General features: G+C 73.7%; 30 protein-coding genes and 2 pseudogenes. 10 read left to right on the forward strand and 22 right to left on the reverse strand.

Going from position 1 to position 24,473, the window contains the following annotated elements; genetic code table 11:
- The first annotated feature begins 76 nt into the window (after positions 1-76).
- From ACFY3U_RS02605 to ACFY3U_RS02620, 4 genes are all read left to right on the forward strand, one after another.
- A complete protein-coding gene (locus ACFY3U_RS02605; protein ID WP_387193642.1) occupies positions 77-799 on the forward strand; it encodes a dienelactone hydrolase family protein in 723 nt (240 codons plus the stop codon).
- Complete coding sequence (locus ACFY3U_RS02610; protein ID WP_387193645.1) at positions 796-1,230, forward strand: DUF1697 domain-containing protein; 435 nt, start codon at positions 796-798, stop codon at positions 1,228-1,230. The genes ACFY3U_RS02605 and ACFY3U_RS02610 overlap by 4 nt, the downstream gene beginning before the upstream one ends.
- A 96-nt stretch (positions 1,231-1,326) precedes the next feature.
- A complete protein-coding gene (locus tag ACFY3U_RS02615) occupies positions 1,327-1,548 on the forward strand; it encodes a TM2 domain-containing protein (protein WP_387193648.1) in 222 nt (73 codons plus the stop codon).
- Between the two features lie 146 nt (positions 1,549-1,694).
- Positions 1,695-2,894, forward strand: a complete 1,200-nt coding sequence (locus ACFY3U_RS02620) for an endonuclease (protein ID WP_387193651.1) — start codon at positions 1,695-1,697, stop codon at positions 2,892-2,894.
- A 104-nt stretch (positions 2,895-2,998) separates the two neighbouring features.
- On the opposite strand, the gene ACFY3U_RS02625 is transcribed toward ACFY3U_RS02620, so the two are convergent.
- Genes ACFY3U_RS02625 through ACFY3U_RS02640 form a run of 4 tightly spaced genes read right to left on the reverse strand, consistent with a single transcriptional unit; the run spans position 2,999 to position 7,699 of the window.
- Complete coding sequence (locus ACFY3U_RS02625; RefSeq protein ID WP_387193654.1) at positions 2,999-4,309, reverse strand: toxic anion resistance protein; 1,311 nt, start codon at positions 4,307-4,309, stop codon at positions 2,999-3,001.
- Between the two features lie 12 nt (positions 4,310-4,321).
- The gene (locus ACFY3U_RS02630; RefSeq protein WP_387193657.1) at positions 4,322-5,464 is read right to left on the reverse strand and encodes a hypothetical protein; all 1,143 of its coding nucleotides are present in this window, start codon (positions 5,462-5,464) and stop codon (positions 4,322-4,324) included.
- A gap of 10 nt (positions 5,465-5,474) precedes the next feature.
- Positions 5,475-6,074 carry a 5-bromo-4-chloroindolyl phosphate hydrolysis family protein gene (locus ACFY3U_RS02635; protein ID WP_387193660.1) on the reverse strand — a complete coding sequence of 200 codons (600 nt, stop codon included), beginning with the start codon at positions 6,072-6,074 and terminating at the stop codon, positions 5,475-5,477.
- Positions 6,071-7,699, reverse strand: a complete 1,629-nt coding sequence (locus ACFY3U_RS02640) for a vWA domain-containing protein (protein WP_387193663.1) — start codon at positions 7,697-7,699, stop codon at positions 6,071-6,073. Before ACFY3U_RS02640 ends, ACFY3U_RS02635 begins: the two co-directional genes overlap by 4 nt.
- Before the next feature lie 256 nt (positions 7,700-7,955).
- Between ACFY3U_RS02640 and ACFY3U_RS02645 the strand changes: the two genes are divergently transcribed.
- Positions 7,956-8,807 carry an aldo/keto reductase gene (locus tag ACFY3U_RS02645; RefSeq protein WP_387193666.1) on the forward strand — a complete coding sequence of 284 codons (852 nt, stop codon included), beginning with the start codon at positions 7,956-7,958 and terminating at the stop codon, positions 8,805-8,807.
- On the opposite strand, the gene ACFY3U_RS02650 is transcribed toward ACFY3U_RS02645, so the two are convergent.
- Together ACFY3U_RS02650 and ACFY3U_RS02655 are read right to left on the reverse strand one after the other, a co-directional pair.
- The gene (locus ACFY3U_RS02650; protein WP_387194134.1) at positions 8,792-9,253 is read right to left on the reverse strand and encodes a hypothetical protein; all 462 of its coding nucleotides are present in this window, start codon (positions 9,251-9,253) and stop codon (positions 8,792-8,794) included. The genes ACFY3U_RS02645 and ACFY3U_RS02650 overlap by 16 nt on opposite strands.
- A pseudogene (locus ACFY3U_RS02655) lies at positions 9,205-9,648 on the reverse strand (helix-turn-helix domain-containing protein); the annotation flags it as partial. The pseudogene ACFY3U_RS02655 and the gene ACFY3U_RS02650, both read right to left, overlap by 49 nt.
- Positions 9,649-9,749: 101 nt before the next feature.
- Between ACFY3U_RS02655 and ACFY3U_RS02660 the strand changes: the two are divergent.
- Positions 9,750-10,499, forward strand: a complete 750-nt coding sequence (locus ACFY3U_RS02660; protein ID WP_387193669.1) for an SDR family oxidoreductase — start codon at positions 9,750-9,752, stop codon at positions 10,497-10,499.
- 7 nt (positions 10,500-10,506) lie between these two features.
- Here ACFY3U_RS02660 and ACFY3U_RS02665 read toward each other — a convergent pair whose 3' ends face one another.
- From ACFY3U_RS02665 to ACFY3U_RS02685, 5 genes are all read right to left on the reverse strand, one after another.
- Entirely contained in the window at positions 10,507-11,007 is a 501-nt protein-coding gene (locus ACFY3U_RS02665) for a GNAT family N-acetyltransferase (protein ID WP_387193672.1), read from the reverse strand.
- Between the two features lie 506 nt (positions 11,008-11,513).
- Positions 11,514-11,957 (reverse strand): SRPBCC family protein, encoded by a 444-nt coding sequence (locus ACFY3U_RS02670; RefSeq protein ID WP_387193675.1) that lies wholly within the window; start codon positions 11,955-11,957, stop codon positions 11,514-11,516.
- Positions 11,958-11,961: 4 nt separating this feature from the next.
- Positions 11,962-12,351 carry a hypothetical protein gene (locus ACFY3U_RS02675; protein WP_387193677.1) on the reverse strand — a complete coding sequence of 130 codons (390 nt, stop codon included), beginning with the start codon at positions 12,349-12,351 and terminating at the stop codon, positions 11,962-11,964.
- 62 nt (positions 12,352-12,413) lie between these two features.
- Positions 12,414-13,043 carry a hypothetical protein gene (locus ACFY3U_RS02680; protein ID WP_387193680.1) on the reverse strand — a complete coding sequence of 210 codons (630 nt, stop codon included), beginning with the start codon at positions 13,041-13,043 and terminating at the stop codon, positions 12,414-12,416.
- Between the two features lie 86 nt (positions 13,044-13,129).
- Positions 13,130-14,440, reverse strand: a complete 1,311-nt coding sequence (locus ACFY3U_RS02685) for an AAA family ATPase (protein WP_387193683.1) — start codon at positions 14,438-14,440, stop codon at positions 13,130-13,132.
- Between the two features lie 183 nt (positions 14,441-14,623).
- Between ACFY3U_RS02685 and ACFY3U_RS02690 the strand changes: the two genes are divergently transcribed.
- Complete coding sequence (locus tag ACFY3U_RS02690; protein WP_387193686.1) at positions 14,624-14,947, forward strand: GYD domain-containing protein; 324 nt, start codon at positions 14,624-14,626, stop codon at positions 14,945-14,947.
- A gap of 10 nt (positions 14,948-14,957) precedes the next feature.
- Here the strand turns inward: ACFY3U_RS02690 and ACFY3U_RS02695 are convergent, their stop codons facing one another.
- Genes ACFY3U_RS02695 through ACFY3U_RS02705 form a run of 3 tightly spaced genes read right to left on the reverse strand, consistent with a single transcriptional unit; the run spans position 14,958 to position 17,740 of the window.
- Positions 14,958-15,797: a DMT family transporter gene (locus ACFY3U_RS02695; RefSeq protein WP_387193688.1), complete on the reverse strand. Its 840-nt coding sequence runs from the start codon at positions 15,795-15,797 to the stop codon at positions 14,958-14,960.
- 10 nt (positions 15,798-15,807) lie between these two features.
- On the reverse strand, positions 15,808-16,917 hold the full coding sequence (locus ACFY3U_RS02700) for a glycosyltransferase (protein WP_387193691.1): 1,110 nt from the start codon (positions 16,915-16,917) through the stop codon (positions 15,808-15,810).
- Between the two features lie 40 nt (positions 16,918-16,957).
- The gene (locus tag ACFY3U_RS02705) at positions 16,958-17,740 is read right to left on the reverse strand and encodes a polysaccharide deacetylase family protein (protein WP_387194137.1); all 783 of its coding nucleotides are present in this window, start codon (positions 17,738-17,740) and stop codon (positions 16,958-16,960) included.
- A 604-nt stretch (positions 17,741-18,344) separates the two neighbouring features.
- Between ACFY3U_RS02705 and ACFY3U_RS02710 the strand changes: the two are divergent.
- A pseudogene (locus ACFY3U_RS02710) lies at positions 18,345-18,518 on the forward strand (STAS domain-containing protein); the annotation flags it as partial.
- A gap of 21 nt (positions 18,519-18,539) precedes the next feature.
- On the opposite strand, the gene ACFY3U_RS02715 reads toward ACFY3U_RS02710, so the two are convergent.
- Complete coding sequence (locus tag ACFY3U_RS02715; protein WP_387193695.1) at positions 18,540-19,556, reverse strand: sigma-70 family RNA polymerase sigma factor; 1,017 nt, start codon at positions 19,554-19,556, stop codon at positions 18,540-18,542.
- A 126-nt stretch (positions 19,557-19,682) separates the two neighbouring features.
- Here ACFY3U_RS02715 and ACFY3U_RS02720 point away from each other — a divergent pair, with 126 nt between their 5' ends.
- Entirely contained in the window at positions 19,683-20,525 is an 843-nt protein-coding gene (locus ACFY3U_RS02720; protein ID WP_387193698.1) for an alpha/beta fold hydrolase, read from the forward strand.
- Positions 20,526-20,550: 25 nt separating this feature from the next.
- Here the strand turns inward: ACFY3U_RS02720 and ACFY3U_RS02725 are convergent, their stop codons facing one another.
- Genes ACFY3U_RS02725 through ACFY3U_RS02745 form a run of 5 tightly spaced genes read right to left on the reverse strand, consistent with a single transcriptional unit; the run spans position 20,551 to position 22,206 of the window.
- On the reverse strand, positions 20,551-21,165 hold the full coding sequence (locus ACFY3U_RS02725) for a hypothetical protein (protein ID WP_387193701.1): 615 nt from the start codon (positions 21,163-21,165) through the stop codon (positions 20,551-20,553).
- A 57-nt stretch (positions 21,166-21,222) separates the two neighbouring features.
- Entirely contained in the window at positions 21,223-21,483 is a 261-nt protein-coding gene (locus ACFY3U_RS02730) for a hypothetical protein (RefSeq protein ID WP_387193704.1), read from the reverse strand.
- On the reverse strand, positions 21,480-21,725 hold the full coding sequence (locus tag ACFY3U_RS02735) for a DivIVA domain-containing protein (protein ID WP_387193707.1): 246 nt from the start codon (positions 21,723-21,725) through the stop codon (positions 21,480-21,482). Before ACFY3U_RS02735 ends, ACFY3U_RS02730 begins: the two co-directional genes overlap by 4 nt.
- On the reverse strand, positions 21,722-21,961 hold the full coding sequence (locus ACFY3U_RS02740; protein WP_387193710.1) for a hypothetical protein: 240 nt from the start codon (positions 21,959-21,961) through the stop codon (positions 21,722-21,724). The genes ACFY3U_RS02735 and ACFY3U_RS02740 overlap by 4 nt, the downstream gene beginning before the upstream one ends.
- The gene (locus tag ACFY3U_RS02745) at positions 21,958-22,206 is read right to left on the reverse strand and encodes a hypothetical protein (protein ID WP_387193713.1); all 249 of its coding nucleotides are present in this window, start codon (positions 22,204-22,206) and stop codon (positions 21,958-21,960) included. Before ACFY3U_RS02745 ends, ACFY3U_RS02740 begins: the two co-directional genes overlap by 4 nt.
- A 246-nt stretch (positions 22,207-22,452) precedes the next feature.
- Here ACFY3U_RS02745 and ACFY3U_RS02750 point away from each other — a divergent pair, with 246 nt between their 5' ends.
- Positions 22,453-22,983: a flavoprotein gene (locus tag ACFY3U_RS02750; protein ID WP_387193716.1), complete on the forward strand. Its 531-nt coding sequence runs from the start codon at positions 22,453-22,455 to the stop codon at positions 22,981-22,983.
- Here the strand turns inward: ACFY3U_RS02750 and ACFY3U_RS02755 are convergent.
- Positions 22,975-23,784: a hypothetical protein gene (locus ACFY3U_RS02755; RefSeq protein WP_387193719.1), complete on the reverse strand. Its 810-nt coding sequence runs from the start codon at positions 23,782-23,784 to the stop codon at positions 22,975-22,977. The genes ACFY3U_RS02750 and ACFY3U_RS02755 overlap by 9 nt on opposite strands.
- A 66-nt stretch (positions 23,785-23,850) precedes the next feature.
- Entirely contained in the window at positions 23,851-24,324 is a 474-nt protein-coding gene (locus ACFY3U_RS02760; RefSeq protein WP_387193723.1) for a glycine-rich domain-containing protein, read from the reverse strand.
- Between the last annotated feature and the right edge of the window lie 149 nt (positions 24,325-24,473).

The following is a 24,473-nucleotide window of genomic DNA, read 5'->3' on the forward strand; positions in this document are numbered from 1 at the left end:
GGATCGGTAGGTGCCGTCCCGACCCGGCAGGCCTAGGCTGGGCGGTGCCGGACGTCGACGGGCGAGGGAGGCCATCGTGGCCGACGTGCAGATCCCGACCGCGCGGGGGACGCTGCCCGCGTACCTCGTGGCACCGGACGGTGACCGGCCGCGGCCCGGCGTGGTGGTGGTGCACGACGTGTTCGGGTTGACGCCGGACGCCCGGCGGCGGGCCGACTGGCTGGCCGAGGCCGGATTCCTGACCGTGGTGCCGGACCTGTTCGCCTGGGACCGGCGGGGGCGGTGCGTGCGAGCCACGTTCCGGGCGCTGCTGAGCGGTCAGGGCCGCGCGTTCGAGGAGCTGGACGCCGCCCGGGCCTGGCTGGCCGAGCGGGCCGACTGCACCGGGCGGGTCGGGGTGATCGGGTTCTGCCTGGGCGGCGGCTTCGCCTTGCAGCTCGCCCCGGGGCACGGGTTCGCCGCGTCCAGCGTCAACTACGGCCAGGTGCCGAGGGACGCCGAGCGGCTGCTGGCCGGCGCCTGCCCGGTGATCGGCAGCTACGGCGACCGGGACCGGGGGTTGAAGGGCGCGCCGGCGAAGCTGGAGTCGGCGCTGGCCGCCAACGACGTGCCGCACGAGGTCACCGTCTATCCGGGAGCGGCGCACGGCTTCCTCAACGACCACCGACCGGGCGAGCTGACCCGGCTGCAGCAGGTGATCGCCCGGGTGGCCGGCGGGCCGCACGAGCCGTCGGCGACCGAGGCCCGGCGGCGGATCGTCGCCTTCTTCGACCGGCACCTGGCCGGGGAGGCGGCGTGAGCCGGTACGTGGCGCTGCTGCGCGGGATCAACGTCGGCGCCACCAACCGGATCGCCATGCCCGACCTGCGCCGGCTGGTCGAGGGGCTCGGGCACGGGGACGTGACGACCTACCTGCAGTCCGGGAACGTGGTCTTCACCAGCGTGAAGCGGGACGCGGCGAAGCTGGCCGCCGGCATCGAGCGGGCGATCGCCGACGAGCTGGGACTCACCGTCCCGGTGCTGGTCCGCGACGGGGCCGAGCTGTCCGCGCCGGGCAACGAGAACGTGGAGTTCACCGTGGCCGGCCGGGAGGTGCACCTGCACTTCCCCGACGGCGGGTACGGCCGGACGAGGTTCACCAACGCGTACCTGGAGAAGCGGTTGGGCGTGGTGGCGACCACCCGCAACTGGAAGTCGGTGCGCGCGCTGCGCGACCTGGCCGCCGGCTGACCGCACGTCCGCGCAGGTCGGACCGTTTTCGATCTTGCCGGGTGCCGGCGCGTACCGATACGCTCCCGCGGCTGTGTCCACTGAGAAAGGATCGTCGTGACCGCTCCCGTCACCGCCCAGAAGTCCTGGGTCGTCACCCTGCTGCTCTGCATCTTCCTCGGCACGCTCGGCGTGCACCGGTTCTACACCGGGAAGGTCGGCACCGGCATCCTGCAGCTGATCACCCTCGGCGGCCTGGGCGTCTGGACGCTGGTCGACTTCATCCTGATCCTGGTCGGCTCCTTCAAGGACAAGCAGGGTCAGCCGCTCGTCAAGTGACGGCGTGACGGCGGGGCCCGGTATTCCGGCCCCGCCGTCGTCCGGTCCGCCGCGAGGCGACGCCACCGCGGGGACCGGTGTCGGACGACGGAAGTTCACTCGGCCGGTCTCGCCCCGCCGCCGACCCCGCCGTAGCATCGGCGACCATGAATAACTGGAGCATCCGTCGGTCGCGACCCGGCCGACTGGGCACGGCGTTCGCGGTCGCCGTCACGCTGATCGCCTCGGTGGCGGTCGCCGCGACCTCCGCGTCGGCGGCCACCACGCTGACCGTTGCGCAGGCCCTCGCCACCCAGGACGGCCGGGCCGCCACGGTCACCGGGTACGTGATCGGTCAGCCGACCGCCACCAGCACCGTGATCACGTCGGGCTTCACCGCCGACACCGCGATCGCCATCGCCGACACCGCCACCGAGACCAGCACCGGCCGGATGCTCTACGTCCAGGTCACCACCGCGTACCGGAGCACCTTCGGGCTGCTCACCAACCCGTCGCTGCGCGGCCGGCAGATCACCGCCACCGGGTCGCTGACCGCGTACTTCAGCCACGGCGGGCTGAAGAACCCGACCGCGATGAGCCTCGGCGGCAGCACTCCGACGCCCTCGCCGACCCCCACCCCGACGCCCTCGCCGACCGGCACCGCGGGAACCGGCCCGTACGACTCGACGTACTACGCCGGCGCGGTCGGCAAGACCGGCACCGCCCTGCGCGCCTCGCTGCACGCGATCATCCGGAACCAGACGAAGCTCAGCTACGACCAGGTCTGGGAGGCGCTCAAGGACACCGATCAGGACCCGGCCAACGCCAACAACGTGGTGCTGGTCTACTCCGGACGCTCGCAGAGCAAGGCCAGCAACGGCGGCGGCGTGGACGACTGGAACCGCGAGCACGTCTGGGCCAAGTCGCACGGTGATTTCGGCACCGCCACCGGCCCCGGCACCGACGTGCACCACCTGCGGCCCGAGGACGTGACCGTCAACTCGACCCGCGGCAACAAGGACTTCGACGCCGGCGGCAGCGCGGTCGCCGAGGCGCCCGGCAGCTACACCGACGCCGACTCGTTCGAGCCGCGCAACGCGGTCAAGGGCGACGTCGCCCGCATGATCATGTACATGGCGGTCCGGTACGAGGGTGACGACGGCTGGCCGGACCTGGAGGTGGACGACACCGTCAACAACGGCACCGCGCCGTACCTCGGTCGACTGTCGGTGCTGCTGGCCTGGAACCGGCTCGACCCGCCGGACGCCTTCGAACAGCGCCGCAACCAGCGCATCTACGAGCGCTGGCAGGGCAACCGCAACCCCTTCGTCGACCACCCCGAGTGGGCCACCGCCATCTGGAACTGACCCCCTCCCCCCACCCCTGCCCCGCCGATCTAGGGCCAAGCGCTGTGAGTTGATCTCCAATCACGACACTTCGCCCTAGATCGGCGCGGTGTGGGGGCGCGGGGTCAGCGTTGGGCGGGGGCTACGGCGGGGGCCTGGTCGAGGATCGAGGCGGGGAGCTGGGGGCCGGCCGGGAGGGCCAGCGGGGCCTTGGCCCGGGTGACCAGCTCGACCACGGTACGGCTGAGCCGCTCCGACGACTCCGACATGGACCGGTTGGCGGTGACGATCGCGCCGACCACCTCGGCCCGGGCCTGCTGGCCGTAGCGGACCGCGTCCTCGATGCCCCGGGCCTGCGCGTCGATCGACTCGGCGACCTCCAGGATGGTCTCCGGCCGGACGGTCGGGGTCTGGATCACCCGGGCGATCTGCGGCACCGCCGTCTTCGACGCCGACGCGTACGCCGACAGCACGTCGTTGGCGCCGTCGGCGACCGCCTTCTGCATGTCGGCGGCCTGGTTGGCCTGCAACAGCAGCGCCCACTGGGCGATGGTCAGCTTCATCGTCGGGATGGTCAGGTTGATCAGCAGGGCCAGCCGCTGGCCGAGCCCGTAGTTCAGGGTGCGGATGTTGCGCACCTGCGGCGAGGTGGACCAGGCGACGAAGAGCCGCTGCTGGAACTCGTTGATCCGCACCTCGAGCGCCTGGATGAACTCGGTGACCACGGACAGCCGCTCCCGGCGGTCCCGCTCGTCCGGCGCGCCCGGGGTGATCTCGATGGACTTCGCCTCGGCCAGCGCCTCGTCGCGGACCAGCTCCATCACCGCGATCGCCCCGACCAGCTGGCCGATGGCCGCCTCGTTGGCCTTGTAGAGCTCGTCGCAGAGCACCACGTTGCGGCGCAGCTCGCGCTGCTTGTCGCTGAGCTGCCCGGCGACCCGGTCGAGCTGCTGCTCGACGCTGCGCGCCTCCTCGAAGAGCATCTCCAGCAGGTCCCGCCCCTTGCGGAACAGGCCGCGGACGGCGTCGGAGAACTTGGTGAAGGTCTCCCGCACCTTGGGGTCGCTCGGGTCGTACTTACGGCGGAACCCGCGCATCCGGTCGTTGATCTCGTGCATGATGCTGGTCAGCTCCGGGATGTCGACCCGGCCGACCTCCCGGAAGATCCGGCTGACCTGGGCGTTGACCTGGTCCAGCGCCTGGTTGCCGAAGCTCGCCAGCGCCTCGGTGTTGGTCAGCATCGTCGGGTAGAGCTGCCGGGCGGCCTGCCGCGCCTGCTCCAGCTGCGCCGGGGTGAGCAGGTCCCGGCAGGCGAAGGTGGCCGGCTCGGCGCCGGTGGCCAGCGCGGTGGTGATGGCGGAGTCGGCCGCGCCGGCGGGCGGGTCGGCCTGCCCGCCGACGATGGTGCCGAAGTCGATCTGCAGTCCCTCACTCATGGTCGGTCCCCTTCATCGGCAGGTGTTGGCGTCTTTCATGCAGCTGAGCAGGGCTAGTGTCACGTCGGCGGCGGGCGCCGGGGCGGCCCGGATCTGGTCGGCCAGGCCGATGCCGGGGAAGTCGCCGACGTCGTTGGCGCCGACCTGCACGGCGGACCGGAAGCCGTACTTCTTCCAGGCGATCTGCTGGATCTTCGGGTCCTTCAGCGCGTCGGCGAACCGGCCGGCGTCCGGGTCGAGCGCCAGCACCGGGTGGTCGCTGTAGATGGTCGGGTCGGGGTAGAGCACCCGCACGTTCTTCAGCAGGCCGGCGCTGGCGTCGCCGCTCTGCACCACCTGCTGGATGATCTGGTTCTCGTAGCCGGCGTAGAGCGGCGCCTTGAACTCGCCACCCTGGGTGAGCCACTCCCGGAAGCCGGAGTCGGAGCTGCGCGACTGCAGCCCCTGGGCGTCGTGCAGGGCGCGCATGGTGGGCAGCGCCTTGCGGGCCTGGGCCAGGCTCGGCGCGGAGAAGCCGTCGTCGGTGGCGATGATGCCCAGCTGGAGCTGGGACATGGTGAAGCCGCTGTTGGACTTGGCCGGGTCGGTGCTGGAGACGGTGATCGGGCCGCGCAGGTCGGCCGCGCCGAGCGCCTCCCAGGTGCCCCGCTTGACCACCTGGTTGAGCAGCAGCCCCTTCATGTCCACCACGAAGTAGCGGTCGCCGCGGCGCTGCACGATGCCCTTCTTCAGCAGCGCGTCGGTGCCGCGCGGGCCGGCGTAGATCACCTCCGGCGACTGCAGCACGTTCTCCGCCCGGTAGCCGGCGAACGCCCCGGCGTGCTGGGCCTCGAAGACGCCCTGGGCGCTGGCGCTGGACGGCCACAGGCAGTCCAGCTTGCGCGCCTTGATCTCGTCGGTGCTCAACTGCACCTGGTCGTACGAGCCCAGCGGGGTGAAGGCGACCTCGACCCGGTAGTCGTCGCGGAGGATGCGCTTGACCTCCGGGTCGGCCATCAGCTCCGACTTCTCCGAGCCGCCGACGCAGGTGACGGTGGTGGGTGGGGCGGCCGTCGCGGGCGCGTCGGCCGACCGCTTCCACAGCACCGCCGCGACGACGCAGACGGCGATCACCGTGACCAGTCCGATCAGGAACCGGGTGCTCGGCAATCTCAACGTGACTCCTTCATCGGCCCAGGTCGGGCAGGCTCGGTGGGGCGACGGTGTCCAGGTTGGCGGTGTACTGCGCGATCTCGCCCTGGTTGACCAGCCGGACGCTCTCCAGGGCGAAGTCGGCGAACCGGCGGAACGCCTGCTCGCCGTCGCGCTGCAGCCGCTCCGGGTCGTGGTAGAGCACCGGCTGGCGCTGGATGTCCAGGTACTGCCGGACCACCCCGTCGAGGCTGCGCAGGTGCCCGCCGACCTGGGCTGCGGTGGAGTAGAGGCTGTCCGGCGAGCGGTCCTTCACCCGGTCGAACAGCTCCGGGACGTACCGGCAGGCGTCGGTGAGCGCGGTGCGCGCCTCGGGGCTGCGGACGTCCCGGGCGAGCCGTTCGATGCCCCGCACCACCCGCAGCGCCTCCTCGACCCGGCCGCGGGCGTCGTCGGCGTAGCTGTCGCTGTCCACCCGGGCCGGACTGCGGTCGTCGACCATCAGGTAGAGCCCGACGGCGGCGGCGAGGGCGAGCAGCGGCGCCCAGATCAGGCTGTCGGTGACCAGGAAGACCACCGCGAAGACGGCCACCGCGGCGACCAGCGCCACGGGGGCGGCGAGCCGGTGCCTCACTTGTACCCCGCCGCCTGCCGCAGGGCGGCCACCAGGTCGTCCTGCCGGACGAAGGTGCCGTTGGTGGCCTGCGCGACCTCCTCCAGCTGGCGCGGGTCGGCGTCCCGCCCGAAGGCGATCGCGACCACCGGCACGCCGGCGGACTTCAGCGCGGCGAGCGCGTCGTCCCGCTGTTTCGAGCTGGACTGCCCGTCGGTCATCAGCACCACCAGCCGCTTGCGGTCACCGTTCTGCGGGCCGGTCAGCTCCTGGGTGGCGCGCAGCAGGCAGGCGTACATGTTGGTGCCGCCCTCGGGTTCGTAGTCGGCCACCTTGCGGGCCAGGTCGCGCAGGGCGTTGCCGTCGTTGCCGCGGACCTGCCAGGGGCTGCCGCCGGTGACCCCGCCGTTGAAGATGGCGACGGTGGTGGCGTCCTGCGGGTGGGTCTGCAGGAAGTTCTGCGCGGCCTGGTCCGGGTCGAAGACCTGCCCGGCGGCGGCCTTGATGCCGGTCCACCCGTCGTTCTCCCCCATCGAGCCGCTGCCGTCGAGGCAGTAGTACGCGGCGACCGGGCGCCGGTAGCGGGTCTGGTAACGGTCCAGCGCGGCCTGGATGACCGCCGCCGACGGGTACTGGATGCCCTGCTCGTTGATGGTGCCCTGGATGCCCCACGCCGGGTTGAACACCGTCGGGTCGGGCTTGTCCAGGGTGAGCCCGACGCTGGCGGCCGGCCGGCGGCCCAGCTTGAGCAGCGCGGCCTGCGCGTCGGCGTCCTTGAGCAGGTGGTCCTGCAGCTCGGTGAAGATCCGCCGGGCGTCGTCGTTGCCGGGTTGGGGAAGGAAGCCCAGCGGCGCGTCGCTGACCGCCAGCGACCCCCGGGGGTACGCGACCAGCAGCGGCTCCCGGCCCGCCTTGACCAGCTCGGCGTTCTTCTCGATGACCAGGTCCTCGTAGGTGAACATGGCCCGGCACTGGTCGGCGTGCGCGACGCACTCGGTCATCAGCGTGCCGGTCGACGGCGGGGTCTGGTCCATCGCCTTGATGAACCGGGTGACGCCCTGCTCGACGGCGGGCGAGTCGAGCTGCTGCTGGGTCAGCGGGGTGCCGGGGCCGTTGCCGGCGAAGTGGTTCATGAAGCCGAACAGCACGGTGGCGCCGGAGTTCGACTGGGTGGGGTTGGTGATCCAGACCTTGGTCTTGCCGGACTCGACGGCGGTCAGGATGTCGGCGATCGGCACGTCGGTGCGGCCGGCGAAGCCGAGCTTGGTCATCTCGGAGCGCCAGGCGGCGAAGACCACTGGGGTGAGGAACATCGGCTTGACGTCCTGCAGCGCGCTGGACCGGTCGCCGAGCTGGAGGAAGACGCTGGAGGCGAACCAGTACGCGTCGTAGGCGCGGCTGCCGCCGGAGAGGATCCGGGCCTGGTCGACCGAGCCCTTGAGGGTCACCTCGCAGGTGTACTTCTTGCTGGCGCACCAGGGCTTGACGATGGTGTCGACCACGCTCTGCTGCTCGCTGCCGGCGACGATCCGCAGCGTGCCGGCCTTCGGCGTGTCGTGGTGCGCCGGCTCGCCCTTGTCGTTCGTGCAGCCGGTGACCAGCACCAGCACCATGGCGGCAAGCGCCGTGAACCTCGTGGCCCGCACGTGCACCCCGTCTCCCGTTCGGTCGAACACCACATTCGGGTGGATCGAGGTCGTTGGTAGCACCGGTGAACCAACGGGACGACCAACAATGGGTGAACAGCGGGTGTCACGGGTCGTTGTCGCAGATCACTCGCCGTCCGCCGTGACGACCGGGCGCGACGGGGTACGACAAAGGGGTGACAGGAGCTCGCGCCGGCCGTGGAGACGATGCCGGCCCAGGGGCGCGGGCCCCGCAGACGATGGGAGAGACGGCCGCATGGCGAACACGATTCCCGACATCAGCCTGAACGACGGCAACACCATCCCGCAGCTGGGCTTCGGGGTGTTCCAGATCGAGCCGAAGGACACCGCCGAGGCGGTCCGCCGGGCGCTGGAGATCGGCTACCGGCACATCGACACCGCCGAGATGTACGGCAACGAGGCCGAGGTCGGCGAGGGCATCCGCACCTCCGGCATCGACCGCGACCAGGTGTTCGTGACCAGCAAGCTCAACAACGGCTTCCACAAGCCGGACGACGCCCGCAAGGCGTTCGACTCGACGCTGGCCGCGCTGAAGATGGACCAGATCGACCTGTTCCTGATCCACTGGCCGCTGCCGACGCTCTACGACGGTGACTTCGTCTCCACCTGGAAGGTGCTGGAGGAGTTCCAGAAGGACGGCCGGGCCAGGTCGATCGGCGTGTCGAACTTCCAGGTCGCGCATCTGGAGCGGCTGGCCGCCGAGGCGGACGTGGTGCCCGCGGTGAACCAGATCGAGGTGCACCCGTACTTCGGCAACGAGGAGGTGCGCGCCTACGGGCGGGCGCACAACATCCCGACCGAGGCGTGGTCCCCGATCGCTCAGGGCAAGGTGCTCGACGACCCGACGATCGTGGACATCGCCCAGCAGGTGGGCCGCACCCCGGCGCAGGTGACGCTGCGCTGGCACGTGCAGCGCGGCGACATCGTCTTCCCGAAGTCGACCACGCCGAAGCGGATCGAGGAGAACTTCCACATCTTCGACTTCAGCCTGGGCGACGCCCAGATGGAGCGGATCACCGGCCTGAACAAGGGCGAGGCCGGCCGCCAGGGCCCGAACCCCGACGCGTTCGACTACGTCCCCAGCTGATCGACGCCGACGCCCGCCTCGCCGACCCGACGGAACGCCTCGTGGGTCGGCGAGCCGGGCGTCGCCACGTAGACGACCAGCCGCTGGTCGGTCTCCGGCACCAGCAGCACCCGGCACTCGAACTCCAGCGGGCCCAGGCCCGGGTGGGCCACCCGCTTGACCACCGGCCGTCGCTCGGCGACGTCCTGCTCGGCCCAGAGCGCGGCGAACCGGGGTGAGACGCCGAGCAGCTCGGTGACCAGCTCGGCCAGCCCCCGGTCGCCGGGATACCGGCCGTACGCGGCGCGCAGGTCGGCGACCGAGTCGCGGGCGAAGCGCAGCGTCTCCGGGTCCGACCAGTGCGGGTGTGAGACGCGCCGGCGTGGAACATCCAGCGGATCATGTTGCGGTCGGACTCCGGCACGCCGGACAGGTCGCCGACGAAGTACCCGGCCAACCGGTTCCAGGCCAGGATGTCGTACTTGGCGTCCACCAGGTAGGCGGGGTTGCCGGTCATCCCGTCGATCAGCAGGCGCAGCCCGGGGGCGACCTCGCGACTGGGCCCGGCCACCGGCTCCGGGACCTCCCCCGCGATCCGGAACAGGTACGCCCGCTCGTCCCGAGTGAGCAGCAACGCCCGGGCCAGCGCGGCGAGCACCTGCCGGGACGGATGCGGGCCACGACCCTGTTCGAGCCGGACGTAGTAGTCGACGGACACCCCGGCGAGCTGGGCGACCTCCTGGCGACGCAGGCCCGGCGTGCGGCGGCGTACCCCGTCGGGGAGGCCGACCTCGGCGGGGCGCAGGCGGGCGCGGCGGCTGCGCAGGAAGGCGGCCAGCTCGTCGCGGCGCAACCCGGTCATGCGTACAGCCTGCCCCAGCCGGCGTCGCGGTGGGTGGTACCGCCGGTCCCAGCCAAGGCCGGTCTCTCCCGCCGCCGCCGTCGCGGCGGCACGCTCGCGGCATGACCACGACGCAGATCGCCCTGATCACCGGGGGCAACAAGGGAATTGGGTACGCGACCGCGCGGCAGCTCGCCGCGCGCGGCATGACGGTGCTGGTGGGCGCGCGGGACGCCGACCGGGGTGCGGAGGCGGTACGCACGCTGCGCGACGGCGGCGCGGACGCCCACCCGGTGCCGCTGGAGGTGACCGACCCGGCGTCGGTGGCCGCCGCGGCCGAGCTGGTGGAGCGGGAGCACGGCCGGCTCGACGTGCTGGTGAACAATGCCGGGATCGTCCGGGCCGACGGCACGGCGCTGCCCAGCGAGACCACCCTCGCCACCATCCGGGAGGTGTACGAGACGAACGTGTTCGCCGTGGTGACGGTGACCAACGCGTTCCTGCCGCTGCTGCGCCGCTCCCCGGCCGGGCGGATCGTCAACGTCTCCAGCGAGGTCGGCTCGATCGCCGCGATGACCGACCCGACCAGCTTCCTGTGGCCGCTGACCTCGGCTCCGTACCCGTCGTCGAAGACCGCGCTGAACATGGTCACCGCGATGTACGCCAAGGAGCTGCGGGACACCCCGATCAAGGTGAACGCGGCGAACCCCGGCTACTGCGCCACCGACTTCAACCAGCATTCCGGGTACCGCAGCGCCGAGCAGGGCGCCGAGGTGAGCGTGCAGCTGGCCACCCTGCCGGCGGACGGGCCGTCCGGCCAGCTCTGGGGTCACCGGGCCGCCGACGACTCGTACGGGCCGCTGCCCTGGTGAGCGCGGGTCAGGCGGTGAGGTCGAGGCGCCAGTCGTTGGAGCGCATCAGCTCACCCGGCGGGTACTCGAAGTCGGTCTCGCCGATCAGCGTGAAGCCGGCCTTGCGGCAGACGGCGTTGGAGGCCGGGTTGTCCACCGACGGAAAGGCGTGCGCCCAGCGCAGGTGACGTTGGGCGCGCGCCTGCGCGACCACCTCCCGCACGGCCGCGGTTGCCAGGCCCCGCCGCTGGTGCTCGGGCAGGATCGCCCAGCCCATCTCGTAGACCGGCCGGTCGTGCCAGACCCGCTCCCAGTAGCCGACGCTGCCGACCTTCGCCTCGTCGGGCAGCAGCACCGAGAACATGGTGCCCGAACCGGGGCCTGGGCCGCGCAGGTAGCGCTCGTGCCGTTCGCGCACCTGCGCCGCGCTCTCCGGGCCACCGGTGTGCCGGCGCACCTCCGGGGCGTTGAGCCGTTGCAGCAGCGCCAGGTCTTCCTCGTCCCACGGCGCGATCCGCACCTCTGTCACGTCTCCCCCGTCCGGTCGGCGGCGCACAGTCGTCCAACGCCCACCGGCACCGAGCCGATACTCGACCGCCCGCGCAATGATCGTCCAGGCAGGGAGCGGCACACCTCACGGCGGGTCGAACCGGTGAGGCGCCGACGATCGAGGGGCCGGCGTGGCGGGTGGCCGGCTGCTCGCGTCCGGATCCGGGGTGCTGGGGTGCTGGGGTGCTGGGCGGACGCTATGGACCTGATGACGTAGACGAATCACCCCGCCAGGTCGGCTGAGCCCACCAGTCTCGTGCGCCCGACCGAGCCGCGCCGGCCGAGCCAGCCGGGCCGAGCCGAGCGGCGCCGAGCCGAGCGGGGCCGGCCTGGCCACGGCGGCCGGCCCAGCCACAGAGGCCGGGTCCGACTGTCGCCTGCCGGTTCCCCGAGGTGATTCGTTTACGTCATCAGGTCCATAGCGTGTGAGGAAGGCACCCCCGCCGCACGGCGCGGCGCTCGCCCCGCGCAGCAGGCGGGCACAGTTCAGGCGCGGCGCTCGGCGCGGCGGCGGACGTCCCGCAGTAGGCGCCGCACGAGGACGGCGTGCGCGCCGGACCCGATCACCATCAACCGGTACGCCGCACCCAGCGGCCCGGGAAAGGCCGCATCGGTGCGGGCGCTCAGCGTGGTTCCGCCCGCTGCCGGCGTCAGGCTCAGCGTCAGGGCGTACCGGGAGAACCGGTGCCGGCCGGCGAGCCGCAGCCGGCGGCCCGGGTCGGCCTCCGCGACGGCGAAGCCGGGCAGGGTCGCGCCCTCGGTGAGGACGTCCCCGGCGGCCCGGGACGGCACGGCGCCCACCAGGCGGGCGAAGTTCTCGGCGGCGGCGAACCGCGGCACCTGCACGGCCAACGCCCGCCAGACCACGTCGGCGGGGGCGGCCACCAGGGTGCGGTGCTCGTCCACGAAGGGCAGGGACGGCTCGGACATCGCCTCAGGCCCGCGGTTGCGGCAGGCGGGGGTGGAAGCGGGGCCCCAGCGCCGCCACGAGGGCCGCCGCGTCCGCCTCGGGGTCGCTGCTCTCCCGCCAGCGCACGATGCACCGGGCCAGCCAGCTGGCGATGTCGGCGGCGGTGGCCGGCGGCCCGGCATCGTCGAGCAGTTGGCCGACCCGGCCGTGCAGCACCGAGGCGGCACGGCTGCCGGTGAGGTGCTCGCGCAGCCGGTCGCGCAGGCTCGCCGCACGCTCGACGTGGACGACCGTGTCGCCGGCCGACACCAGCAGCACCCCGGGCGCGCGGGGCGCGTCCGCGACGACATCCATCGTGTACGGGCGGGACACCGTGAACCCCGCCAGCAGGTCAGCCTGCGTCGTGTCGGCCATCCCCGGACGTTACCGGGGCGGGGGTGGGCACGTCATTCCCCTGATCGTCCGCCGCGCCGGCTTCAGGACTCGAAGGCGCGCGCGTCGATCGCCGCACCCCGGACCGCGCGCGACCCCGACCGCACCGGGTGGACGTACTGCCCGGTGGGGGTGAGCCCGGCCGGGGGCGTACGGCCGGCGTCGACGCAGGCCGAGCCGGGGCGCAGGTGGTAGTCGTACCCGGAGCGGTTGACGAACGTCGGGTCGGCGCAGGTGGCGACGAGCGTCGCGCCGGCCTGGGTGACCAGGGTGGGGCTGCCGCAGACGTCACCGTCGTACGTGCCGTTGCCCCTGGCGTCGATCTGGACGGTGTCGCCTGCCGACGCGGCGGCGATCGCCGCGCACGGCGTGCGGTACGGGTGCCCGGGACCGACCAGCCGCACGGTGCCGCCGGCGTTGCGCGGCACGGCGGCGGTGCGCGGGGCGGCCGACCGGCTCGGGCTCCTGCTGCCCAGGCCCACCGTGGCGGCGGGCGCGGCGGACGCGCCGGCGGCCGCGCGGGGCGTCGGCGGGGCGGTGGTGGCGGCGGGGATGTCGGTCGCCACCGGCACCGGGTCGCCGGCGGGCGTGGCGGCACCGCCGCAGGCGCCGAGCAGGGCAAGCAGGGGCGCGGCGGAGAGGGCGGCCAGGGCGCGGCGGGTCGACGAGGTCACCGCTGCACGGTAGGCGATCCGCGGGCCCGGCACGGCGTCGAACCGACAGCCCTAAAGAACACTTAAGCCCGCGCCGGGCCGGCCGGTCAGCTGCCGCCCAGGTGGGCGAGCATCGTCTGGTGGGCCACCCAGCCGTCCGGGAACTTCACCGGCACGTCCAGGTGCACCGGGTCGGTGGAGGGGTGGGCGTCGAGCAGCTCGCCGATGCCCGCCCGGGCCACCACGACGCAGGCGTGCCGGTGCCGGGAGGCGAGCACGCACAGCCGCCCCGACTCCAGGTGGAACGCGGTGGCGTCCCGCCGGCCCGACAGCGGGTGCAGCACGATCGTCACGTCGTACTCGCGGCCCTGGAGGCGGTTGGCGGTGTCGACGGTGACGCCCGCGCCGGCCGGGCCGAGGTGGGCGCGGATGGCGGCGACCTGGTCGCGGTGCGCGGCCCCGACGGCGATCCGGTCGGCGGTGACCGGCGCGCCGGCCGGCGCGTGCTCGGAGACGGCGACCGCTTTCCGCTCGAGCACCCGCCGGGCCAGCGCCGCGCACGCCGCGGCGGCCTCCGCATCGGTACGCGGGGTGTGCCGGGCGGGCAGCTCGTGCAGCGCCCAGCCGGTGCCGGCGGCCCGCTCGACGGCGGCGTCCAGCGCGTCACCCGGGCCCGGCGCGGTGAGCGACAGCACCCGGTCGGTGGGGCCGGTGCCGGCGCGGAAGCCGGTGAACGGGTAGAACGCGGCGGCCACCACCGGCGCGGCGGAGGCGGGCAGCCGCCAGGACACCGGCAACCGGTGCACCGGCAGGTCGGGGTTGTGCCGCAGCAGCACGGCCACCGCGGCCTGGGTCGGATCCCAGGTGAGGCCCGTCCAGCGCAGGGTCTCGACGGTGGAGAACGGGTCGAGCTGCCCCGGGTCGCCGACGAACAGCGCCCGCGCGAACCGGCCGGCCACGCGCAGCAGGGCGTCCGAGCGCATCTGGTACGCCTCGTCGACGATCGCCCACGGCCAGCTGCCCTCGGTGACGGTGGCCCACTTCGCGGCCGTACCGATGGTGACGGCGGGACCGCCGAGGTCGGCGACCTTGGCGGCGACCCGCACCGACCCGTGGCCCTCGACCCGGGGCGAGGGCCGGTAGTCGGCGGCGGAGAGCCGGCCGATGCGCAGCTCGGGGGCCTTCCGGGCGAGCCGGTCGATCAGGTCGTCGACCTGCTCGTTGGTCTGCGCGACGATCATCAGCGGCTCACCGGCGGCGGCCAGCTCGACGGCGGCCCGGACGACGAGGGTGGACTTGCCGGCGCCGGGCGGCGAGTCGACGACCACGCCGCGGTGGTCACCGGAGCGCAGGTCGGCCAGGACGGCGTCGACCACCCGCTCGGCCTCGACCGCCGGGGGCAGTTGCAGCCCGAGCATCGACCTCACCTCCCTCGTGCCGGGCACCCTACCGGCCGGGTACGACGCCGCCGCCCGCCGCGTGCGCGGCATGGCCGGCGGCGGAGCGGGTACCCGCGCCGGGCGGCAACCGGCCGCGGTGCGTACGCCCGCCGCAGCGGCGCGGCGGGTCCGCTGCCGGCCGTGCGGAGAGGTGGTGGCGAGGTGGCCAAGTTTCTGATCAGGGCGAGCTACACGGCGGAGGGGCTCAAGGGGCTGCAGGCCCAGGGCGGGGTGCAGCGCGCCGAGGTGGCCCGGGCGATGGTCGAGAACTCCGGCGGCCAGATGGTCGCGGTGTACTTCGCGTTCGACCAGCCCGACGCGTATCTCTTCGTCGACCTGCCGGACTTCATGACGGTGGCGAGCATCGCGGTGGCGATCCGCGCGGCGGGCGGCACCACGGACGTCCGGATCACCCCCGTGCTGACCGCGGAGGAGGTCGACCAGCTGGCCCGGCTGCCGGTCGTCTACCAACCCCCGGGCCACTGACCCGGGGCGTTCAGCGGTGTCCCTCCGGGGTGGTCGTGGCGGCCAGCCACACCCCGGCGGCGGCCGTGCCGGCGGCCAGCAGGAGCCCGATGATCCGGACCGGTTCGGCGGTGAGGGCCTCCCGGAAGACGACGACACCGAGAACGGTCGCCACGACGGGTTCGGCCAGGGTGAGCGCGGTCAGCGGCGCGGCCAGCCGCCCGTGCTGGAAGGCCGCCTGGTTGAGCAGCAACCCGACGCCGCCGACGATCACCAGCGCCGGGACCGGCCAGCTGATCAGGGTCTGCCACGGATCACCGTGGTAGCCGCCGGTCACCTCCTTCACCAGGGCCGCGGCGAAGCCGTAGCAGACCCCGCCCGCCCCGCCGAGGAGCGCGCCGCGGACGGCCCCGACCCGGCGGTGCGCGGCCAGCACGCAGACCAGGACGATCAGCGTCCCGACGGCGGCCGGGCCGGTCCAGGCGGCCGGGGCGGGGCGGGACACCCCGGCCCGCACGTCGGCGAGGACGATGAACCCGGTCAGCCCGCCCACCCCCGTCGAGACGGCGAGCAGGTCCCGACGTACCGGCCGGCGCCGTCGGGCCGCGGCCTCCAGCAGGACCGCCATGAACAGCCCGCTGGTCATGGCGGGTTGGACGACGGCCAGCGGCCCGAGGCGCAGGGCGACGACCTGCAGCACCACCGCCGCGGTGTCGGGCAGCCAGCCGGACAGCCACAGTCGGCTGCGCAGCAGCCCGAGCAGCAGCCGGGGATCCAGCGCGCGGCCCGGTGGCTGCCGTTTGGCCGCCCGTTGGTGCAGCGTGGCGGAGAGCGCGAAGCAGAGCGCCGAGGCGAGCGCGGCGAGGATCACGGCGCGGTGCTCATCGCCCGCCGGGGTGGACGCCCCGCCGGACGGCCTCGGTGACCACGAGGGCCATGTCGGTCGCGGTGGCCACGGGGGTGCGGGTGTCACCTGCGGTGGCCAGTACGCCGAGCGTCGGCTTCAGGTGCGCCGGGGCGGTGACGTAGGTGGTCAGCCCCTCCTCCGCCAGCAGCTCGGCGTTCGCCCGGCCGTGCCCGGGGATCGGCCGGTACGTGACGGTGGGCAGCCCGAGCGCCAGCGACTGCTGACAGGTCAGCCCGCCGGCGTTCTCGATCACCACGTCGACCGCCCGCATCAGGGTGGGCATGTCGTCCACCCAGCCCAGCACGTGCCCGCCGAAGCCACGCAGCTCGCGGCGCAGCTCCTCGTTGCGCCCGCAGACGACGACCGGCGTGGCACAGCCGGTGGCGAGCACCTCCGCGGCGGTGCGGGCGACGTCGCCGGTGCCCCAGGAGCCGGCGACGATCAGCGCCAACCGGTCCGCCTCGGGCAGGCCGAACCGGGCCCGGGCGGCGGGCCTGCCGTCGGCGCAGGCGGGGGTGAAGCGGGTCGACACCAGCGGGCCGACCACCCGCACGTCGGGCGCCCCGCGCCCGGCGGCCTGCCGCCGGGCGGCCTCGTGGATGACGCAGTACGTGTCGACGCCCGGCGACAGCCAGGTCGGGTGGACCACGAAGTCGGTGACGTACGCGATGACCGGCACGTCGAGCCGACCGGCGCGGCGCAGCGGGCCGAGGAGTTGGTTGGCGAACGGGAAGGTGGTGACGACCGCGTGGGTGCCCGGCGGCAGCCGGGACAGCATCCGCCGGGCGGCCGGTCGCAGGGCGGCCCGCAGGGCCGTGACGATCAGCGGCGAGCGGTCGGAGAGGGTGAACAGGACGTGGTAGCTCCACGGCAACCAGCGCAGCATCCCCCGGTAGATCTCCCGGACGACGCGGTGCAGGGGGCGCGGCAGCGCGGCGAAGAAGTTGAGGTGGTCCACCTGGATGCCGTCGGCGCTCAGCCGGTCGGCCAGCTCGGCGGCGGCCGCGTCGTGCCCCGCCCCGATGTCGGCGGACACGACGAGGATCCGGGCGGCGTCCGGCCGGGCACGGGTCACCCCGGTCACGGCCGCCCCGGCAGCGTGGGCCCGCCCTCACCCCGTCGCTTCACCGGCGGCGCTTACCCGCCGACCGCACCACCATGCCCGGCCGCCGGGTCGGCCGGCCCGCGGCGGCGGCCTGGTGGGCACCGAGCGTGCCGATGCTCAGGCCCCGCCCGGCGGCCCAGTCGACCAGGCGGGGCAGCACCGCCAGGGCGCCCCGCCAGGCGCCGGGGGTGGACGCTCGGTCGGAGTCGTGCAGCAGCACGGTGCCGCCGCCGTCGAGGTCCCGGGCGAGGGTCCGCCAGATCGACTCCGGCGTCCGGTCGGCCTCCCAGTCGCGCCCCCACACCGTCCACAGCCGCGGCGTCAGGCCCAGCCGCCGGCAGGCCAGCAGCGCGGCGGTGGTGAGCACGCCGTACGGCGGCCGGTACCAGACCGGCGCGGCGCCGGACGCCGCGGTGATCCGGTCCCGGGCCCGGGCGATGTCGGCGTACGTGGCGGCGGGGGAACGGCCCAGCAGGTTGCGGTGCTCCCACCCGTGCACCGCGACCTCGTGCCCGGCGGCGGCCAGCTCCCGGGCCAGCCCCGGGTCCGCGTCGACCAGGTCGCCGAGCAGGAAGAAGGTGGCCCGCACCCGGGCCCGCTCCAGCTCGCGCAGGAAGAGCGGGGTGGAGGCGCGGTCCGGCCCGTCGTCGAAGGTCAGTGCGATCCGGTCCGCGGGGCCGAGACCCGACAGCGCGGGCCAGAGCCGGCGTCGTACCGCCGGATGGGCGGTCACCGCGGGAAGTGACTGCGCGACCGCGCCCACGGCGGTGGCCGTGGCGACTGTCGTCAGCGCTGCCCGCAGGACCGGCTCCTTCCTGCCGTCGAGGAGCCGTCGAGTACCCGCCCGGGCCCGGTTCAGGCGCCTGACCCCGGCCGCAAAGGGCGGCGGCTCGGCCCCTTGGCGACGGCTCCGCCCCTTGGCGACGGAGAGCCGGATCTCCCCGCTCGCGACCCCGCCCCCGACTACGTTCGGTAGCGGCGGCCGGGCTGAACACCGGATGGAGCGGTATGACTCAGAGGCATAATTATGCCTCTGAGTCATACCGCTCCTTGGCGAACAGCTTTCCCCGGGTGGTCACCTTTCGGCTCCGCCTGACTGTCGGGGCGGCATCGACATCACGGCCGGGCCACCGGCGACACCCGACCGCTGACCCGAGGCGACCCGAGGCCGCCGACCACGCCCGGCCGCCAACGAGCCGAGGCCACCGACCAAGCGGGGCCACCGACGACACGGCGGCACCGGGCCACGTTCAGTGCACGAGGACGGGCGACGCCTGCTGCTTCCCCGGCCCACCGGGCTGGTCGTCGATCAACGACCGGTAACGGAACTCATCGGCCCGGCTGCGGTGAGTTTCTCCTCGCTCGCCGGTCCGACCGGCGTGACGACCTTCGCGGTGAGCGGGACGGTGACCCGGGCCGACATCCCGGCCCTCTGCGCCGGCCTGACCGAGCTGTTGCGGGGCCACCCCCCGGCCCTGGTGGTCTGCGACGCGTCCGGCGTGACCCGGCCGGACGTGGTGACCGTCGAGGCGCTGGCCCGACTGCGGCTGACCGCACGGCAGCTCGGCTGGCGGCTGGTGGTCGCCGGGGCGGGCGCCGAGCTATGCCGGCTGGTCGACCTGCTCGGCCTCACCGACGGGCTGATCCAGCCGCAGCGGCAGGCCGAAGAGCGGGAACAGGCGCGCGGTGTCGAGGAAGTTGTCGATCGCCACGATCCGCCCGGCTGACACCTCGATCACGATCAGCGCCCACGCCTCGTGCCCCGACCCGTCGGCGAGCGGACGGTACTGCCCGAACGCCGGCCGGCCGTTCGCCGTCACCGGCACCAGGCGGGAGCCGCGGCAGCCGTGACCGGTGCCGAGCATCCAGGCGGTGATGTGGTCGGGACCGCGCAGCCACAGCGGGAACGGCGGCATCGACAGGGTCGCGTCCTCGTGCAGCAGCGCGGTGAGCGCGGTCAGGTCGTACGCCTCGAAGGCCTGGACGTAGCGGGCGAGCAGCGCCCGCTGCTCGTCGTCGAGCGGCTGCTCGCCGGCGGCCGCGGTGTCGGTGGCGGCGAGCGTGGCCCGGGCCCGTTGCAGGGCGCTGTTGACGCTCGGCACCGAGGTGTCGAGCAGGTCGGCGACCTCCTGGGCGGACCAGGCCAGCACCTCGCGCAGGATCAGCACGGAGCGCTGCTTCGGCGGCAGGTGCTGGAGCGCGGCGACGAACGCCAGCCGGATCGACTCGCGGGCGGCGACCACCTCGGCCGGGTCGGCGCGCTCGGGCAGGACCCGGTCGTCGGGCGCCGGGCCGACCCAGATCTCCTCGGGGCGCGGCTCGCCGGGGTGGCTGGCCTCGCCGGAGCCGGCGGGCCCGAGATCCATCGGCCGAATCCGCCGCTGGGCGCTGCCGAGCATGGTCAGGCAGACGTTGGTGGCGATCCGGTAGAGCCAGGTGCGCAAGCTGGAGCGCCCCTCGAACTTCTCGACGCTGCGCCAGGCCCGGACGAAGGTGTCCTGCACGGCGTCCTCGGCGTCGAAGGCCGAGCCGAGCATGCGGTAGCAGTAGCCGGTCAGCTCCGACCGGAACGGCTCGAGCTGCGCCTCGATGGGGGTGCTGGTCGCCACGTCGCTCACATCGACCAACCTAGCCCGCACCCCCGACAATCCGAACGCCAGCGGAAATCGTGTCGCCGGCGCCGATGAGTGCCCGACGCCCGGCTGGTCTTCAGGGCACAACCACCTGATGCGAGGGAGCACCCGATGACCGACACGCAGCTCAGCACCGACGCCACCACCGCCGAGACCGCCACCGGGCAGTACGCCGAGGTCAACGGCATCAAGCTCTACCACGAGACGCACGGCGAGGGCCGGCCGATGATCCTGCTGCACGGCGGGCTCGGCTCCGGCGAGATGTTCGGGGCGATCCTGCCCGCGCTGACCGAGCGGCACCGGGTGACCCTGGTCGACCTGCAGGGCCACGGCCGCACCGCCGACATCGACCGCCCGCTGGACGTGACGCTGATGGCCGACGACGTCGCCGCCCTGATCGACCACCTCGGGCTGGACAAGCCGGACGTGGTCGGCTTCTCCCTCGGCGGCGGCGTCGCGCTGCACACCGGCATCCGCCACCCGGAGAAGGTCGGCCGGGTGGTCAGCGCGTCCGCGCACATCCGCAGCGACGCGGTCTACCCGGAGATGCGGGCCCAGCAGACCCAGATGGGCGCGGCCGCCGCCGAGTTCCTCAAGGACACCCCGATGTACGAGCTCTACCAGCGGGTCGCGCCGCACCCGGAGGCCTTCCCCCAGCTGCTCGACAAGATCGGCGAGGCGCTGAAGACGGAGTTCGACTACACGGAGCAGGTGAAGGGGCTGCGGGTGCCGACGCTGGTGGTCGCCGGCGACGCCGACATGGCGCCGCCGAGCCACTTTGTGGAGGTGTTCAAGCTGCTCGACGGCGGGCTGCGCGACGGCGGCTGGACCGACGAGGGCCGGCCCGCGGGCGGGCACGCGCTGGCCATCCTTCCCGGGCTGACCCACTACAACCTGGTCGACTCGCCGCTGTTCGCCGCGGTCACCCTCGACTTCCTCGGCAAGGGTCGCTGATCGCGATCCCCCGCCGCCTCGCCGGTCACGAGGTTCGCTCGGTCTCACCCTCCACGACCTCTGCCGCCCGTGGAGGGGGGACCCGGCGTGACAGAAGGCGCACACGACGAGACCGGGCCATCTCCACCAGACGATTCGCCCATGCGGCGAGCAGCAGGATCAGCATCGCCGCCCCCACGGCCCAGGCCAGCCAGCCGAGCGCGCCTCGGACGGCGTACAGACTGATGCCGAGGGCAAGCGCCGACACACCAGGGAAGATGAGACCCATCGCCATGGCCTGGGTCAGATGCCCGTTGTGCTTGCGCGCCCAGTAGAACGCTTCCCATCCGAACAGACTCTTGTCTCCGGTGTACCGGGCGACCGCAGGTCGCAGCACCTGCTCGAGGTAGTCACCCGCGATGCGGATGTCTCGATACTGGGACGCGACGTTCAGCCCCAGCGCAGCGCTGACGAGCGGCACAAGGAGGAGCAGGCGCAGGTCGGCCTTGTCGGAGAGAACGAAGCCGGCGACCGCGGCAACGATCGTGAGGTGCACACCGATGACGTTCTGGTTGTGGTTCGCCTTGCGCTCGATGGTGCTGCGGATCGCCGCAGCGTCGGCCAGGGTCGCCGACAACGCTCGGTTCTCCATCTCCCCCACCCGTGACGTCCCTTCCGGCACTCGTCCGACACCGCCCACAGGTTCAGTTAATCTGATCTATGCAAGTCGCGGTCCGCGGCCGTCCCCGCCGCAGGGTCCGTCGTGGTCGGCGCGCCGCCGGCAGCGGCCGGCGCCGACCACCGGGGCGTCACACCAGATCCGGGTACGCACACACTGCCGGTCCTCCTCGCTGACGGTGGTCTCGCCGAAGTCGACGGCGGTGTCCGGGCCCAGCGACTCGCGCAACGCCACGGCCAGCGCGGCCACCTCGTCGAGGGTGGTCAGGGTGGTGGGCAGGTGGATGATCCAGCGGCTCATCCCGCCTCCCGCCCGGCGTGGTGGCAGCGGGCGTGCTCGGACTGCCACTGCCGCAGCGCCCGCCGGATCCGCACGCCCTCCGCGTCGGCCACGTCCAGTGCGCGGTGCAGCCGGTCCAGCTCGTCGGCGACCCGGCTCAGGTAGGCGTACACCTGGGTTGGGTCGAGGCCGCGCCACCGGCGGCCGAAGGTGGCCGCGCGGACCTGGCGGGGGTGCAGCCGGCGGCCGGTCAGGTGGATCACGGCGCCGGCGGGCCGGCGGCGCGCAGCACCCCGGCCAGGTAGTCGACCGCCCGCCGGTGCTGCGCCTCCGACCAGCCCAACCGCGGCGGCTCGCCGGCGCCGGCGGCGACCGACCGCGCGACGTGCGCCTTCAACCGGTCCCAGTCCACACCGATCAGGTACGCGGACAGCTCCGCGTCCGCCGCGACCAGGCTCAGCCAGCGGGCCACCGCCTCGCGTACCTCCGGCTCGGTCATCGGCCCCGCCCCTCGGCCTCGACCTGCGCGACGGCCGCCAGCTGCTCCGCGTTCAGGCCGGCCGCGTGGATGGTGGCGTGGCCCCAGCGGGCCAGCCGGCACGGGTACGGGACGCGTTCGCTGCGGCACAGCGGGCCCTGCGGCCAGCTCTCCGGCGCGTGCACCCGGACGGCCCGGGCGGCGATGGTCAGGTCCTCGTCGGTGACCGGGGTGAGGACGGGGAAGTCTTCGGTGCGGGTCGGCATGGGCGTCCCTGGGGTTCGGGGTCTGGTGGGTCGGGTCTGGTTGAGCGGCACCGGGGCGGGCGGGGTCGGCCGTCACGCCGTTCGGGTCGACGCGGGGCCGGAGCCCGGCACCCGCCCCGGGCCATGCGTCGACTCTGGCCGCTGAGCAGGGGCGGGTTGATGCCCTGGTGATCATCGGAGTGATGCGCGCTGCGTATACGACCGACTACGCAGATGTGCCGGCGGTTCGTGGGCGACACTGCTGGCATGACTGATCGACAGGTGCTGCATCTGGTCGCGTGCGCCGCCCCGCCCGTGCAGCGGCTCGGCGAGCTCGTCGAGCTGCTGATGGCGGACGGCTGGACGGTGTGCGTGATCGTCACCCCGATCGCGGCGACCTGGCTGGACCGGGCGGCGCTCCAGGACCAGACCGGCTACCCGGTACGCGCCGAGTGGCGGATGCCGGGCGACCCGGAGCCGCACCCGCCGGCCGACGCGGTGCTGGCCGTGCCGGTCACCTTCAACACGGTGAACAAGTGGGCGACCGGGGTGAGCGACACGTTGGCGCTGGGCGTCCTCAATGAGGCGCTCGGCGCGGGGCTGCCGGTGCACGCCTTCCCGCGGGTGAAGCCGGCGCTCGCCGCCCATCCCGCGTACGGGCCGAGCGTGCGGATGCTGGAGCAGGCGGGGGTGGTGTTCCACGGCGGCGACTTCCTGCGGGCCGGCGAGGAGATGGCGGCGGACCGGTGGGCGGTGGTGGTCGACGCGCTGCGCCGCGCCCGACCGGTCTCAGGCTGAGGCCGGCTGTCGGCTGAGCCGGTGCCCGTGCCAGCGCCGGGCGGCGGCGAGCAGCGGCGTGTGGTGCGGGGCGGACGACGAGCGCTGCATCCGTTCCCAGAGCCGGACCAGCGCGCCGGCGAACGCGGCGACGGCGTCGTCGGGCGCCCGGGCGAAGGCCGGCACCAGGGCGGCCCACCGCTCGGCCTCGGACGGCTGGTGGCCGGCGCGGATCAGGCGCGGGACGAGCAGCGCGGTGTCGATCCAGGCGGCTCCCCGGGCGGGCGCGGACCAGTCGACCAGGCGCGACCGCTCGCCGAGCAGGAAGTTCCGCGGGGTCATGTCGGTGTGCAGCAGGGTGTCCCCGTCGACCAGCTCCGGGGCGATCAGGCCGTGCCAGCGGGTGGCGAAGGGCCGCACGGCGACCGGTGGGCCGGGCGTCAGCTCCCCGCCGAGTCGGGTGAGCAGCGCGGCGAGCGGGGCCAGGTCGGGTGAGCCGGGCACCAGGTCGGGGTGACGGCCGGCGACATGCTCGAAGCCGAGCAGCAGCCAGCCGGATTCCTCGACCGTCCAGCGCAGCCGGGGTGCGGCCACCGGCAGCCACGGGTTGACCCGGGCCTCGTTGCGGTAGAGCCAGGCCGTGGGCGCGTCGACCGGGCCGCCCTTGCAAAACACCGGGCCGGTCGCGGTGTCGAGGGTGAGCGCCAGGTCGCTGGAGGCACCCGCCGCGATCGGGTACGCGGACCGGATCAGGCCGGTGTGGGCGGCGACCGCCTGCCGTACCCGTTGGGGAAGCTCGTCCGAGCGGCGGCGGTGCGGCATGACGCGGCCCTCCCGGCGGTGCGGTCCCGGGCAGTCTATGCCCGGGACCGCGAGCCGAGGGGCTGGTCAGCGGGTCGGCGAGTTGTGGCAGCCGGCGTGGCACTGGCTGCACTTCTTGTCGCAGTCTGCGGCGCTACCCGCCCAGAGCGGGTGGTCGAGGGCGAAGCCGCCGGCGGTGATCGCGGCGACCGTCCGGGCGATCGGCGCACCGATCGGCTCAGGAGCGGCCGGGCGCGGCTCGTCGGAGTCCGGCTCAGGCTCGTGGTGGATGAACCGCCCGGCGACCCGCTGGCAGAAGTCGGCGTACTCGCGGGTGTGCAGGAGGAACGCGTGCCAGCCCAGGTCGACCAGCTCGGTCGGGCCGATCCGTTCGGTGGTGGTGGCGCAGGCGCCGAGGAAGGCGAGCGCCTGGTCCACGATCCTGGCCGGCACGTCCGCGGCCAGCTCCGGATGCTCGCGGGCGATCCGACGGGTCAGCCGGTCGAACAGCTCGTCGGAGACGAGCGACCGGCCGGTGCGCTTCTCGACGGTCAGCAGCATGGTGCTCCCTTCCTGATGTGCCAACGGATGCACCCAGGCTGGCCGCCGCCTCGGGCCGGAGCCATGACGGCGTGAGCATCCTCGATATGCGCGCTACGTATACCGACCCTCGACAGAACGGATTCAATGGATAGGCTCGACTTCGGACA

Origin of the sequence: Micromonospora sp. NPDC000089 (assembly GCF_042899365.1) — a bacterium.
In the GTDB taxonomy this organism is placed as follows: domain Bacteria; phylum Actinomycetota; class Actinomycetes; order Mycobacteriales; family Micromonosporaceae; genus Micromonospora.

Bases quoted from the DNA above. Each gene is read 5' to 3' on its own strand.
- ACFY3U_RS02620 (WP_387193651.1), top strand. From the start codon at position 1,695: ATGAATAACTGGAGCATCCGTCGGTCGCGACCCGGCCGACTGGGCACG.
- ACFY3U_RS02625 (WP_387193654.1), bottom strand. From the start codon at position 4,309: ATGAGTGAGGGACTGCAGATCGACTTCGGCACCATCGTCGGCGGGCAG.
- ACFY3U_RS02645 (WP_387193666.1), top strand. From the start codon at position 7,956: ATGGCGAACACGATTCCCGACATCAGCCTGAACGACGGCAACACCATC.
- ACFY3U_RS02660 (WP_387193669.1), top strand. From the start codon at position 9,750: ATGACCACGACGCAGATCGCCCTGATCACCGGGGGCAACAAGGGAATT.
- ACFY3U_RS02670 (WP_387193675.1), bottom strand. From the start codon at position 11,957: ATGTCCGAGCCGTCCCTGCCCTTCGTGGACGAGCACCGCACCCTGGTG.
- ACFY3U_RS02675 (WP_387193677.1), bottom strand. From the start codon at position 12,351: ATGGCCGACACGACGCAGGCTGACCTGCTGGCGGGGTTCACGGTGTCC.
- ACFY3U_RS02685 (WP_387193683.1), bottom strand. From the start codon at position 14,440: ATGCTCGGGCTGCAACTGCCCCCGGCGGTCGAGGCCGAGCGGGTGGTC.
- ACFY3U_RS02720 (WP_387193698.1), top strand. From the start codon at position 19,683: ATGACCGACACGCAGCTCAGCACCGACGCCACCACCGCCGAGACCGCC.
- ACFY3U_RS02730 (WP_387193704.1), bottom strand. From the start codon at position 21,483: ATGAGCCGCTGGATCATCCACCTGCCCACCACCCTGACCACCCTCGAC.
- ACFY3U_RS02740 (WP_387193710.1), bottom strand. From the start codon at position 21,961: ATGACCGAGCCGGAGGTACGCGAGGCGGTGGCCCGCTGGCTGAGCCTG.
- ACFY3U_RS02745 (WP_387193713.1), bottom strand. From the start codon at position 22,206: ATGCCGACCCGCACCGAAGACTTCCCCGTCCTCACCCCGGTCACCGAC.
- ACFY3U_RS02750 (WP_387193716.1), top strand. From the start codon at position 22,453: ATGACTGATCGACAGGTGCTGCATCTGGTCGCGTGCGCCGCCCCGCCC.
- ACFY3U_RS02755 (WP_387193719.1), bottom strand. From the start codon at position 23,784: ATGCCGCACCGCCGCCGCTCGGACGAGCTTCCCCAACGGGTACGGCAG.
- ACFY3U_RS02760 (WP_387193723.1), bottom strand. From the start codon at position 24,324: ATGCTGCTGACCGTCGAGAAGCGCACCGGCCGGTCGCTCGTCTCCGAC.